Raw genomic sequence first — 12,385 nt, 5'->3', positions numbered from 1 at the left:
TTTCTTCAATGGTCCTGCTACCTTCTACTGGCCTGAAGCCGAGGTCCTCGTCCCGCAATCCTTCCGTAGCCCAGTAGTACCGGAATCCAAGTCCGTCTATCATGCGGGCAACAACGGTCCCAGGGGTATAGTTTTCCGGGTAATCCGGGATCTTTTCATAAGGCAGGGCAGTATTGCCGCTTTTTTGAGCAGTCATAGGGGTAAAGAATAATAAACAAATTAGCGATAAAACGTATTTCATAATCCTGGGTTTGCCATAAGGGCGATTCATGTATCTTTTTGGAAACTTTTACTACCTGCTGAAGCTTTTGATTAGACAGTTTTGCCCTTACAAACTGGACAAAAGGGGCCAATAAAGCTGTATATCCGTCTATTCTACCTATAAAAGTTACAAAAAAAAGGGGTTTTCTGTACGGATCGGACGGATTTTTCCTCGTTGAACGACACCTTAATCCGATAAGCGGATTTAGGGTATTGGAACGTTCATCGAGGATTTTTTGCACTTTATCCGACATTTTGTCAATTACCGAAAAATAAGGGCTCTTCGACGAAATGCAACCCCTTATGAGGGGGTCTGCCGCGTTTTTTTAATAGAAAAAAACGCAAGTCATGAAAACCCTTATCACTTTAATTTTTGTCCTTATGATTGGAGTAACTGCCCAGGCTCAGGATAAAGCTGCCGAGGTTAAGGTGGAGACCATTGAAATGACTATCGTTACTGCTACTGAAAACACTACGGTAAAGCAAGAAGAGAAAGTAGCTCGTTTGTACAGAAGGGCCAATTCCACTGTAAAGAAGGCGTTGTCTTTTACTACCAAGCGCAACAAAGCTAAACTGGCCTAATTCATCACCATACCCTCAGCTCATCTGCCACTTATTTATCAGTAATAACCCAACGTAGACCGTTGCCAGACAAATCCAGACCAACTGGGGATACATCCAGCGGGCATACTTCTTGCCAAAAGGTGCAAGGCGATGCCGGTAGGAAAAGGTGGCCCATAAAGTGATAAGATTACCGGCCAGGCTAACTTCCAGCTGATTGAAGAAGAATGTGTAGATAGGGTACAACCAAACCAGAATCAATAGAAATACCCCGAACCGGAAGACCGGATGTTTTTTCCCTTCCTTTCCATATACCTTATACAGGATCCAGAACATGATTACGGTTAAGCCTATCCAGACGGTTGGCGCGAAGGTATCCATCCAGGCAAGATTGTCGATCCATGTGTTAATCATACTCGTATCAGTTGTTTTTTTCTAGAATGGGAGCAAGCACTTCCCAGACATTTTGCGCTACGATCAAGTGGCCTTCCCTGGTGGGGTGAATCCCGTCATCCTGGTTAAGCTCGGGTATCCCTCCTACATCCTTTAGCAGGAAAGGGATAAGGTAGGCGTTATTCATTTCTGCCAGCTCAGGAAAAATCTTTCTGAACTCCGCTGTGTACTCAGGACCCATATTCGGGGGAATCTGCATACCGGCAAGGAGCACTATGGTTTCAGGATTTTTTGCCCTGACCCTATCTATAATGGCCTGAAGGTTTTGACGGGTTTCCGTAAGATTGATCCCACGCAGGCCATCGTTCGCCCCCAGTTCCAAAATCAAGATATCGGTTTTCTGGTTAAGCACCCAGTTGAGCCTGTTTTTTCCGCTTGCAGTGGTCTCACCGCTCAGCCCGGCATTTACTACCTTATAGTCATACCCGAGGGAGTCAATTCTCCTTTGGATAACTGCCGGAAAGGCATCTTCCATATCAAGGCCCAGTCCCGCTGTAAGGCTATCCCCAAAACAAAGGATTACACCAGTAGTACTATCTGTAGTAGTGGCTGCCTTTTCAGATTCCTCGGTAACGGGCTCAGGAGTATCTTTACTGCTGGCCATATCGCCACATCCTGCAAGGAGTAAAAAACCTAAAAAATAACTAAACTTTAATACTTTCTGCATGTCTGTGCCACGGGATAATTAAAACCAAATCCTTATTTTTCCGGCTTTGGTAATCACCGGAAGTACATCTCATGACAAAGATATTAAACGTAACCCAGCTCAGGAAGAGTTATACCAGCGGAACCAAGGAACTACTTGTACTGGACGATATCAGCTTTAATGTAGAAAAAGGGGCCACCTTTTCCATAGTAGGCCCTTCGGGAAGCGGTAAGACTACCCTTTTGGGCCTATGTGCCGGACTCGACAAGGCAGATGCAGGAGAAATAGAACTTTGCGGGGTTTCCCTGTCTCAGCTCAATGAGGACGAACGGGCTCAATTGCGCAACAGGGAGGTAGGTTTCATTTTCCAGGATTTTCAACTCATACCCACCTTAACTGCGCTCGAGAACGTGAGTGTTCCCCTCGAGCTCCAGGGAGAAAAAGGTGCTGCCACCGCAGCCCTGGACCTTTTGGAGAAGGTGGGCCTGGCTGACCGGACACATCACTATCCTTCGCAGCTCTCAGGGGGGGAACAGCAGCGCGTTGCCCTCGCTAGGGCCTTCTGCAACCGCCCGAGTATTCTTTTTGCTGACGAACCTACCGGCAACCTGGATGAGGAAACGGGGGAGAAGGTGGTTCAGCTCCTCTTTGACCTCAATAAGGCAGCCGGCACGACCCTGATTATTGTGACACATGATCTCGAACTGGCACAAAAAACACAGCATATCCTCAGGCTGAAAGGGGGAAGAATACTCAGTAATCAACCCAGTACGGTTTCATGAACAAGGGCAGGGAGGTGAAACATACAGGTGCATCCTGGATACTGCATATGGCTATGCGTGATGGCAAGGCCAGCGGCAGGAGGCTGGTCCTGTTTATGGCTTCTATAGTCCTTGGAATTATGGCCGTTGTGGCCATACAATCCTTTAGTGCCAACCTCAAACAAAACATACAGCTACAGTCAAAGGCCCTGATGGGGGCAGACTTCCTTATAGACAGCAATCAGTACCCCAATGAAAGGGTAAGGGCTATCATCGATTCCCTGGGGGGCGCCCAGGGGACAGAAGTGAACTTCGCCTCAATGGCCGCTTTTCCCAAAGCGGAAGCCACCAAACTGATACGGGTAAGGGGTATTGCCGGTAATTTTCCCATTTATGGCGAGTTGGAAACCGAACCTGTGGAGGCGTCCCAGACCTATGCCAATGGAAAATTCGCGCTTGTCGATGCCACAGCCATGCTTCAATATAACCTGCAGGTGGGGGATAGCGTAAAGATCGGGACGACCCTTTTTAGTATTGCCGGGGCCCTGAAAGCGGCGCCGGGCAGCACGGCAATTTCCAGTTCTGTAGCCCCCCCTGTCGTGATCCCATACCGATTTGTTGAGGAAACAGGGCTCCTTCAACAGGGAAGCCGTGTGGAATACAACTACTATTTCAAGGCAGATGAGGAAACCGACCTCGAGCTCTTAAACCAGCGCGTAGATCCCTTGTTAGATGCTGAAAATGCCGACCTGGACAGCCATCTGGACACCAGCAGGCGATTGGGCCGTAGGTATGATAATTTTGCGAAGTTCCTGAACCTCGTAGCGTTTATAGCCCTGCTCCTGGGTTGCGTGGGAATCGCCAGTTCTGTGAATATTTACATACGGGAAAAACTTAAATCAGTAGCCATCCTTAAATGCATGGGGGCCACAAGGGCACAATCTTTCCAGATCTTTCTGTTGCAAATTGCGGCTATGGGATTTATCGGTGGTGTTGCCGGGGCTATGGGCGGTGTACTCTTACAACAGTTGTTCCCCTTCATCCTTGAAGATTTCCTCCCATTTGAGGTGAGTATCTCCTGGGTTTGGCCACCCATATTCCAGGGGGTACTGCTGGGGATTTTCATGTCGGTCTTATTTGCCTTACTGCCCCTCTTGAGTACCTGGTTCGTCTCCCCGCTACAGGTATTGCGCATACAGGAGCAAACCGCCAAACCGCCAAGGTGGATCGTGATGCTCGTTTTTGTGGCGATATTGCTTTTTGTCTTCTTCTTTTCCCTCTCTTTGCTGGACAACTGGACCTACGCCCTGGCATTTGTACTGGGCATTATGGTCACATTTGCTGTTTTATCCGGGATTGCAGGCCTTTTTATGAAGGCGATAAAGCGATTTTTCCCTTCGCGCTGGGGTTTTATTGCCAGGCAAAGCCTTCTTAGTCTGTTTCGTCCACAAAATCAGACCCGTGTCCTGATCCTGGCGATTGGTGTCGGCACCTTTCTGATCAGTACCCTATACTTCACTAAGGATATTCTCCTGGCACGCGCCCAATTGAATTCCTCCACTGACAGCCCAAACTTGATTATCCTGGATGTACAGAGCCAGCAACAGGAGGCTGTAGAAGGCCAGATACTTCCCAAAGGCCTGCCCGTTTTGGATAATATCCCCATTGTTACGATGCGGGTGCATGAGCTTAGTGGACGCCCTGTGAATGATATACGAACAGACAGTACCTCTACCATAAACCAATGGATCCTCAACCATGAGTTCCGGGTAACTTACAGGGACAGTCTTATTGCCTCCGAAACCCTGTTAGATGGGGAGTGGATTGCCGAATATGATCAGCAAGGCCCCATCCCTATTTCTATGGCGTACAACGTGGCACAGGATGCTGAGGTGGGTATAGGGGATGCCATAACCTTCAATGTTCAGGGGGTATTGATGGAGACCGTGGTAGCCAGTATTCGCGAAGTGGATTGGGGAAGGATGCAGCTCAATTTTTCCATAGTTTTTCCGACAGGGGTACTTGAGGGGGCGCCTAAATTCCATGTCATCACCACAAATGCACCAGATGAAGCCACTTCTGCCTTACTGCAGCGCGACCTGGTAAAGGCTTTTCCCAACTTGTCTATCATCGACCTCAGACAGGTGGTCACTCTGATCGAATCTATCCTGGACAAGATTTCATGGGTAATCAATTTTATGGCATTTTTCAGTATCCTTACGGGGATTATCGTGCTTATCGGGGCAGTCAGGACCAGTAAATACCAGCGTATACGGGAAAGTGTTTTGCTTAGGACCCTTGGGGCCAAAGGAAAGCAGATCCTTAAGATTGCCGCCCTTGAATATCTCTACCTGGGGGTATTGGGCAGTGGTTTTGGTATTTTGCTCTCCCTGCTCGGAAGTGAATTACTGGCCGTATTCGTATTTGAGACGCCTTTTACCCCTTCATATGTACCTTTCCTGCTGTTGTTACCCGGTATCACCTTCCTCGTGCTGGCCATTGGTTTGTTCAACAGTACGGGGGTACTTCATAGCCCGCCGTTACAAGTGTTGCGTAAGGAAAATCGGTAAACAGAAAAAGTCAGGAGTTCAAGTCCCTCAGTCCTCCAATTGAAAATCGATAGTGGACACTACGCGTACGATTTTGATTTCAGGAGTATTCTGGTCCCTGTCGTTAATAGTGAAAAGTCCCTGGCGGGCAATCCGTATTTTGCCTACGCGCGACTGGGAGTCTTCCGCAAACTTAATGGCAACTTCACGGGCATTTTTGGTAGCCTCCTCAATCATTTCAGGTTTTAGTTCATTTAAACCAGTGAAAATATATTCTATGGGTCTCCAGGTATTCTTGGAACCTAGAATAATCCCTTTGGACATCAGGGAGAGGGATTCGGTCAGGGCCTTCTTGAGTTTGGGAATGTCTGTTGTCCGAACCGTAAATTCCGAAACCGCCAGGTACCGGTAGGGATTTTGGTTGTTCGTATTGTATAAATTGGCACGGGCATCGCTGATATTGGTAGTTCCCCTGGTGATTTCATCCGGGGTAAATCCACGGGCAGTAAAGAAACCATTCACCGCTTCATTCTGTGCTTCGATCTCCTTTTTCAGAACAGCCAGGTCATTACCGGTAAGTGTGATATTGATCGGCCATACAGCCATATCTGCATTCACCTCCCGTTCAGACAAGCCTTTAACCTGAACGTAGCGGTCATATTGTTTGCCTGTTTTATGCATGTTTCCAATAAAATATCCAGCGATGATCAGCCCTATAAATACGATCAGCGTTTTTAACCAGTCCAGTTCTTTCATAAGTAGCAGTTTTTAAAAGAGACTCCTTATTCTAAAATACGGGATTAATTACGAGTTTGGACCGGGCATGGCAGGATTTAACTTCAATTTTACACAATATCCACTAAGGAAGATACAGAGATTCAGCAGCTATTTTACACCTGTTTTTATCGAGGGTTTATACCACTTCAGCGGTGGATCTTCGCTCCGACTGATTTCTGGGTTCCTTGACGAAAAACCTTACATCTAATCAGGATATGGGCGTTATCTATTCAGAAGCAACACAAACCATGACCACCAACCTTATGTTTAATTTGATTTTTAGTTCAAATGCGTGCAAAATGGAACATATTGAAGTGGGCTTTGTTTTGGATAGTTGCCTTACTGGTGTTATCCCTGCTGACCAAAATAAAACAGCAAACCCGTTTATTGCTCCGTCAGGATTCGCATTCCGAAATTCAGGAATAACACCCTTTTAATTTGACAACAACGTATACCTATACCATCATGATACTTTTTATCCTGCTTTTACCAGTTACCCTGTTTCTCAGCTATGTACTCTTATTTCCCAAAACTATGGGGCAGGTACGCCCGCTACATGTCCCTGACATGACCTATCACAAAAAGCCAATAAAAAAGTAAGGCACTGGATTTCAGCGATTTATTGCTTGTTCCCGGGTTGCCTGATCTGGTAATCCAGTCGCTTTTTTTCTGCATCAACCATAGCCTCCACTTCCTGCAGCAAGGCTTTGGCATCGTAGATAATTCCGTCCTTTATGGTATAGCGTACCCCTCCAACGCGTACTACCTCATTTTCTTCTGTTAATTTTATAGCTCCGGTACCATATAGCACCTTGAGGTTTTTAAGGGGATTTTCTTCCACGATGACAAAATCAGCGAGTTTTCCCTCCGTTACCGTACCTATCTGATCGGCAATACCAAGGGCTTCAGCCCCATTGAGCGTAGCCGACTTAATGATCTCGAGAGGATGGAAGCCTGATTCACGTAAAAGTTCCATTTCCCGGATATAGGCAAATCCGTAGAGCTGGAAGATGAATCCACTGTCTGATCCCGTAGTTACCCGTCCGCCCCGGTTCTTGTATTCATTCACGAAGGTCATCCAGAGTTGGTAGTTTTCTTTCCAGGCCACTTCCTGTTCGGTACCCCAGTAGTGCCAGTAGGATCCGTGGGAGATTTTACTGGGCTGATAGAATTCCCAGAGGGAGGGTAAGGTGTACTTCTCATGCCACTCCGCCCGACGTGCGCGGTGCAGGTCACGGCTGGCCTCATAGATGTTGAAGGTAGGGTCCAGTGTAAAATCAAGCGCCAGCAGTTCATCCATGACCTTGTTCCAGTGTTCAGAGTAGGGTTTAGCCGCTTGTTTCCACAGTTTTCCTGCCTCTTCAAATCGATGTTGTTCGTTGTTGTAGTTGTAATCCAGGGGATAATCCTGAACTGTACGGTCTTCAAAAAGTGCTTCTGGCAGGCCATACCAGTGCTCCATAGAAGTGAGCCCAGCGCGTGCGGAATGGAGTACGTTCCAGCGGGCTACATTAAGCTGTGCATGGTGGCAGGCAGAACGAAGCCCCAGTTTTTTATTTTCATCCAAAGCTGCTGCCATGATTTCCGGCGGGGCGCCGAAAAACTTGATGCCGTCTGCACCTTTTTTTGCATTATCACGTACCCATTCCCTGGCCTGTTCGGGAGTGCTGATCGGCCCCTTGCTTCCCTGGCCAAATCCGGTGTAAGCAAATATCCTGGGAGCCACAATTTCATTTCGGGCGCTTTTATTCTTCAGGTCCAGGGTAAAGTCGATACCTCTGCCACTGGGTTCGCGTACCGTGGTAATCCCGTGTGCCATCCATAAACGAAAAACATAGTCAGGTTCTGCTCCCTGGGCCTTGCCCCCTATATGGCCGTGCATGTCCACAAACCCAGGCATCAGGTACATGCCATCGGCATTGAGTTCCCTACCCCCAGCACGAAGTTTGGGCCGGTTGTTGGGATCAATAGCCACGCCTGGGTACCCCACTACCTGTACACGGGTAATTCTGTTCTTCTCCACAACAATGTCTACAGGTCCCTGGGGCGGAGCTCCATTTCCGTTAATTAAAGTAACCCCACGGATGATCAATTGGGAAAACGGGCCCTGGGATACTGGTGTTTGCTGCTGGGCAACAACAGAAATACCTCCGGTAATTAGGAGGGCAATATAAAAGCTAAATATATTTTTCATGGACTAGTTTCTTTTTGGTACGGTTATTTTTTGACCCAGGAACAGAGCATTGAGGAACAAGCGGTTGGTGCCATACCAGGAACCCCGGAAATTGGGATTATCTGCAAACAGGATGACCCTGCCACTCCCCAGCGGGCTTACCACAACTGAGGCCGCGGGTTTCAGGAATTCTTCCATATTGCGCTGGGTTATAAAACCGTCGATATGTGGCTTGTCTGTATATTTAGCTACTGTAGCATAGGCATTCTGGCTGGGTTTCAGCCATACGGTATTATTTTTATACACCGGGATCTCAGTATTCCTGTAGCCAAAACCCAGGGGGTGGGTAGTATCAAGATGAGCCCGGACAATTATTCCCCCAACGCTTTCCTTGCCCAGGTTTTCCCGCGCATCCACATAGGGAAGACGTTCAGGCACCTTGGTAGAATCTGTTTCTGAGGTGATCAACTTTTCTTTAACCCACTCCTTCTTTACAACCCACTCTGATCCGGAACCAATGGTAATCAGGGTGTTGCCCTTTTTAACCCAATCTTTGATAGTGTTTTGTTGTTTTTCATCCAGCCGGTAATTGCCCGATACCATTACCAGTGTATTGTACTTATCTAGTTTAATGCGGTTAAAGTTTCGCATCGGAAGCTTGGTGATCGGCATGCCTACCCGTGTATCCAATAGATGCCACACCTCCCCGGCTTCATAGGACCTGACCCCTGTTCCAATGAGCATCGCAGCCTTAGTCTTATCGAGTGGCCTAACATAGCCACTCCCCAGGTCGATTCCCTGCAGGTTATATCCGGTTTCTACCCCGTAGGCGGGCACTTTGTATTTCTCCTGAGCTGTCTTTATCAGCTCGAATACTTCATCCGGGGATTTCTTTTGCAGGCTAACCGGGATCATCAGCGTACCGTAATTGAATTGCCTGGAGGCCCCATTTACCTGGGCGGTAAACGGTTTGAAAGCTGAAGAAATGACCAACCCTTTCTGCTGCAAGTGGTTCAAAACAGCAAAGACGTTGTAATCATCCCAATCGATGAGATAGGCGTAGCTGGATTTGGTTACAGGCATTACGGTTACCAGGTCTTCTGTACTACTCACCTGTTCCCCCTTTCTAAAACTGCTTAGTGGTCTGTAATTCATATGATAGAAGTTGGCTACAGACCAGGCAGAAGCATCGTAATAAACACTGTCCCGGTACTTATCATAGGTCTCAAACATGGTCTGGACCATGCGGTACTGCGGTTGCCGTGTAGGTACTACATATTCCCCGTTTCCGGCCTTGTACACCTCAATCTTATGGAGCAATAACTTGTCGATGAATGCTTTTACCCGGTTCTGATCATAGGAATCCCCGAACTGATACGCCTTGATCCTGCTCTTATCTGCGTTGGCAATTCCAGAGGTAAAAAAGTCCTGCTGATACTGGTAGAGGTACTCCTTGTTTTCTACGGCGGCTTTAACCGTGGTGATACTGGAAGTATATTGGTTCCTTATGGTAAAAGGAAACGTAATTTCCCCGAAGTTTGTTTTTTGTTTATGTCCTCTTGAACTCGCCTGTTCAAAAAGCAGGCCTAATCCCCCTTGGAGGTCGGGATAGGAGGAGCCATATCCGGGATAGGTCCCATCGAACACTTCTTTGGTAAAATACAAAGATCCGATACTGTCCAGGGCTTTAGAGAAATATTCCCCGAAAAGGTTGTTGAGGTCCTCGTAGTTTTCCCGTGGCATGATAGGATTCAGTGACCCATTGGTTTTCATAGGTTCAAAAAAGTAGGTGCTCTGGGTGCCCATCTCGTGAAAATCCGTAACTACGTTGGGGTACCATTCGTGGTACCACTGGAGTTTCCCCCGGCTTTCCGGATTGATAGCCAGTAACCAATCCCGGTTAAGGTCAAACCAGTAATGATTGGTGCGGCCCCCTGGCCAGTATTCGTTGTGTTCTGCATCCTGGGGATCGGCAACCAGAGGATTGCCCTGGTACATATTTGCCCAGTGGGTGTGCCTGTCCCTGCCGTCTGGGTTTATTGTTGGGTCGATAAATATCACTGCATTTTCCAGATAGTTCAGGATCTCGGGGTTTTCTGAGGCAACCAGTGTATAGGCTGTAAGCAGGGCGGCTTCTGAACTGGAAGGCTCATTGCCGTGCACATTATAGGCAAGGTTGATGAAAACAGGAAGTTCGGGATCTGTTTTTATTCCGGCATTCGGTTTGGTATAGGCCAGGTGGCGTTCTTTAAGACCAGAGATATTTTTGATGTTGCCTGGAGTGGAAACGGTAAGGATCACCAGCCTTCTTCCCTCATGGGTGCGGCCATAATCCTGTAATGTGGCCCGGTCTGAAACTTCCGACAATAGTTCCAGATACCCGACAATACGGTCGTGCCGGGTATGATGTGCCCCGATAGGATAGCCAAGATAGGCTTCCGGGGAAGGAATATCCGATTTGAACGGGTGAAATTTTTTGTAAAAGTAATCCTGGGCATTCAGGGAAATCGTAAAGAACAGGAATGCCAATAGAACATTCTTAAGCATGGGATAGTGTTTTCGTGAATAAGAAAGCTAAATATAGAAAGAAATCCCCTAACTGGCGCCTAAGGAACTCCTGGTGCAAATAGGGCGGTAGGGGGGTATTAGGCCACGGGATTCAGATGGTGTTGCTGGCTTATTTCCCGAAATTTAACAATGTAATTGGTGCCTTTTTTACTTAGGTCCCGGGTGATGGTCCCTTTCAATTGCCTGGTTAGATTATGGATGAGTTTCAAGCCCAGGGACCGGGTGTTTTTATGGTCTACCTGCATGGGGAACCCGATGCCATTATCACCGATGTTCAGGACATAATCTTCGTCTGCCTCTTTTTTCAGGGCGATATTGATCTCACCTTCCCTGTCCTCCTGTATCCCATATTTCAGGGCATTGGTCAATGCCTCATTGATCAGCAGGCCCAGGGGTATGGCTGTATCTATGCCCAGCTTGATGTCCGGGATATCTATATTGAGCTTCACTTTGTTTTCTGCTCCTTTGACAGATCGCACTAAATATTCGCTTAATTCCCGTACGTAGGTTTTGTACTCGATACGGGAAAGGTCTTCGCGCATATAGAGCATTTCGTGCACCATGGCCATGGAAATCACCCTGTTCTGGCTGCTTTTCAGCAGGCTTTTCATTTTGGGATCTTCAATGCCCCTGGATTGAAGGCTCAACAGGCTGGAAACCGTCTGCAAATTGTTCTTCACACGGTGGTGCACTTCCCGAAGCAGGGTTGCCTTTTCCTTGATTTGGCGTTCGGTTTCCAGTTTGGATTTATAGAGATCGATATGCGCCTTGAGCAGGTTTTTAGCCAAAACGCCCCCCATGAGGTAAATAGAAAGCAATATACTCAGCAAGGCAAATATCGCACGAGAGGATTCGGGGACAGCATTTTGAATTCGAAAAATACCTAAGGTGTCGTTGAGGAATATAAGGAGTACCAGGGCTACACATAGATAGAGATACAATTTTCCCCGTCTTCCCGCAGTGGCATATCCGCCAAACACCACGATAGCCAGTACAAAAATAAAGGGGCTGCTAATGCCCCCAGAAAAAACGGTAATCACAAGAGCAGCAGCCATTCCCAACAAGGCGGCCAGATTAAAAGCGAGGATCAGGTTCTTGTGTTTTTTTAAGGCCAGGGTGTTAAGGAGGTTGATCAGGGAGAATGACAGGAAGCTAAAGGGAACAACGCCAGAAATGTCTAGCCAGATTAGGGAGATCCCTCCGAAAAGAAGGGTGAGGACGGAGGCCCAATACCCAACATTAATGGTCAAAGCCACCTTGGCTTCGTACCTGTCCAGCGTTTGTGCTTTGGAATTTTCCATGACCTAAAAATTTAGAGAGGAACCCCTTCCTGTAAGGTTCCCGTATCCCTGATTGCTGTTATAAAACTAATTATGTTTTGCCAGATAATCAACAATGCTGCCCGCATTAGATGTATTATGTGTGTGGAAATCCTTTACAGCAGGCTTCGGAATCCACTGATATTCAATAGACCGTTCACCTCCCTAGGCCCCGCAAAAGCTATAGTTACATATGGCAGTTAGGGAAGTGGTTCAAAAAAAAAAGCAACCCGTAGGCTGCTTTAATGGATTTTATAGTTCATTGTACTATTCCTGATCAAACAAGACCCATTCGCCCTTATCGATAAGGGGTTCGG

The 12,385-nt window shown here is 47.4% G+C and carries 10 protein-coding genes and 1 pseudogene; 4 read left to right on the top strand and 7 right to left on the bottom strand.

Annotation, left to right across the window (positions count from 1 at the left end):
- Positions 1-196: pseudogene (locus AC4E7D_RS05775) on the bottom strand (hypothetical protein); the annotation flags it as partial.
- 413 nt (positions 197-609) lie between these two features.
- Here AC4E7D_RS05775 and AC4E7D_RS05770 point away from each other — a divergent pair.
- Positions 610-843: a hypothetical protein gene (locus tag AC4E7D_RS05770; RefSeq protein ID WP_490172863.1), complete on the top strand. Its 234-nt coding sequence runs from the start codon at positions 610-612 to the stop codon at positions 841-843.
- Between the two features lie 15 nt (positions 844-858).
- On the opposite strand, the gene AC4E7D_RS05765 is transcribed toward AC4E7D_RS05770, so the two are convergent.
- Positions 859-1,236 carry a hypothetical protein gene (locus AC4E7D_RS05765; RefSeq protein WP_490172862.1) on the bottom strand — a complete coding sequence of 126 codons (378 nt, stop codon included), beginning with the start codon at positions 1,234-1,236 and terminating at the stop codon, positions 859-861.
- A 7-nt stretch (positions 1,237-1,243) separates the two neighbouring features.
- On the bottom strand, positions 1,244-1,942 hold the full coding sequence (locus tag AC4E7D_RS05760; RefSeq protein WP_490172861.1) for an arylesterase: 699 nt from the start codon (positions 1,940-1,942) through the stop codon (positions 1,244-1,246).
- Positions 1,943-2,013: 71 nt separating this feature from the next.
- Between AC4E7D_RS05760 and AC4E7D_RS05755 the strand changes: the two genes are divergently transcribed.
- Together AC4E7D_RS05755 and AC4E7D_RS05750 are read left to right on the top strand one after the other, a co-directional pair.
- Positions 2,014-2,703: an ABC transporter ATP-binding protein gene (locus tag AC4E7D_RS05755; RefSeq protein WP_490172860.1), complete on the top strand. Its 690-nt coding sequence runs from the start codon at positions 2,014-2,016 to the stop codon at positions 2,701-2,703.
- Complete coding sequence (locus AC4E7D_RS05750; RefSeq protein WP_490172859.1) at positions 2,700-5,252, top strand: ABC transporter permease; 2,553 nt, start codon at positions 2,700-2,702, stop codon at positions 5,250-5,252. Before AC4E7D_RS05755 ends, AC4E7D_RS05750 begins: the two co-directional genes overlap by 4 nt.
- A gap of 27 nt (positions 5,253-5,279) precedes the next feature.
- Here the strand turns inward: AC4E7D_RS05750 and AC4E7D_RS05745 are convergent, their stop codons facing one another.
- Entirely contained in the window at positions 5,280-5,987 is a 708-nt protein-coding gene (locus AC4E7D_RS05745; RefSeq protein WP_490172858.1) for an SIMPL domain-containing protein, read from the bottom strand.
- A gap of 236 nt (positions 5,988-6,223) precedes the next feature.
- On the opposite strand from AC4E7D_RS05745, the gene AC4E7D_RS05740 reads away from it, so the two are divergent.
- On the top strand, positions 6,224-6,445 hold the full coding sequence (locus tag AC4E7D_RS05740) for a hypothetical protein (protein ID WP_490172857.1): 222 nt from the start codon (positions 6,224-6,226) through the stop codon (positions 6,443-6,445).
- A gap of 182 nt (positions 6,446-6,627) precedes the next feature.
- Here AC4E7D_RS05740 and AC4E7D_RS05735 read toward each other — a convergent pair whose 3' ends face one another.
- From AC4E7D_RS05735 to AC4E7D_RS05725, 3 genes are all read right to left on the bottom strand, one after another.
- A complete protein-coding gene (locus AC4E7D_RS05735; protein WP_490172856.1) occupies positions 6,628-8,202 on the bottom strand; it encodes an amidohydrolase family protein in 1,575 nt (524 codons plus the stop codon).
- 3 nt (positions 8,203-8,205) lie between these two features.
- Entirely contained in the window at positions 8,206-10,728 is a 2,523-nt protein-coding gene (locus AC4E7D_RS05730; RefSeq protein ID WP_490172855.1) for a M14 family zinc carboxypeptidase, read from the bottom strand.
- A 98-nt stretch (positions 10,729-10,826) separates the two neighbouring features.
- The gene (locus AC4E7D_RS05725) at positions 10,827-12,050 is read right to left on the bottom strand and encodes a sensor histidine kinase (RefSeq protein WP_490172854.1); all 1,224 of its coding nucleotides are present in this window, start codon (positions 12,048-12,050) and stop codon (positions 10,827-10,829) included.
- Between the last annotated feature and the right edge of the window lie 335 nt (positions 12,051-12,385).

Source organism: Lentiprolixibacter sp., from assembly GCF_982873095.1.
Note: the sequence above shows the minus strand (reverse complement) of the source record. Positions and strands in the feature narration are given on the sequence as shown.

Excerpts from the sequence above, each read along its gene's own strand:
- AC4E7D_RS05755 (WP_490172860.1), top strand. The coding sequence starts at position 2,014 with ATGACAAAGATATTAAACGTAACCCAGCTCAGGAAGAGTTATACCAGC.
- AC4E7D_RS05725 (WP_490172854.1), bottom strand. The coding sequence starts at position 12,050 with ATGGAAAATTCCAAAGCACAAACGCTGGACAGGTACGAAGCCAAGGTG.
- AC4E7D_RS05745 (WP_490172858.1), bottom strand. The coding sequence starts at position 5,987 with ATGAAAGAACTGGACTGGTTAAAAACGCTGATCGTATTTATAGGGCTG.
- AC4E7D_RS05760 (WP_490172861.1), bottom strand. The coding sequence starts at position 1,942 with ATGCAGAAAGTATTAAAGTTTAGTTATTTTTTAGGTTTTTTACTCCTT.
- AC4E7D_RS05740 (WP_490172857.1), top strand. The coding sequence starts at position 6,224 with ATGGGCGTTATCTATTCAGAAGCAACACAAACCATGACCACCAACCTT.
- AC4E7D_RS05765 (WP_490172862.1), bottom strand. The coding sequence starts at position 1,236 with ATGATTAACACATGGATCGACAATCTTGCCTGGATGGATACCTTCGCG.
- AC4E7D_RS05770 (WP_490172863.1), top strand. The coding sequence starts at position 610 with ATGAAAACCCTTATCACTTTAATTTTTGTCCTTATGATTGGAGTAACT.
- AC4E7D_RS05730 (WP_490172855.1), bottom strand. The coding sequence starts at position 10,728 with ATGCTTAAGAATGTTCTATTGGCATTCCTGTTCTTTACGATTTCCCTG.
- AC4E7D_RS05750 (WP_490172859.1), top strand. The coding sequence starts at position 2,700 with ATGAACAAGGGCAGGGAGGTGAAACATACAGGTGCATCCTGGATACTG.
- AC4E7D_RS05735 (WP_490172856.1), bottom strand. The coding sequence starts at position 8,202 with ATGAAAAATATATTTAGCTTTTATATTGCCCTCCTAATTACCGGAGGT.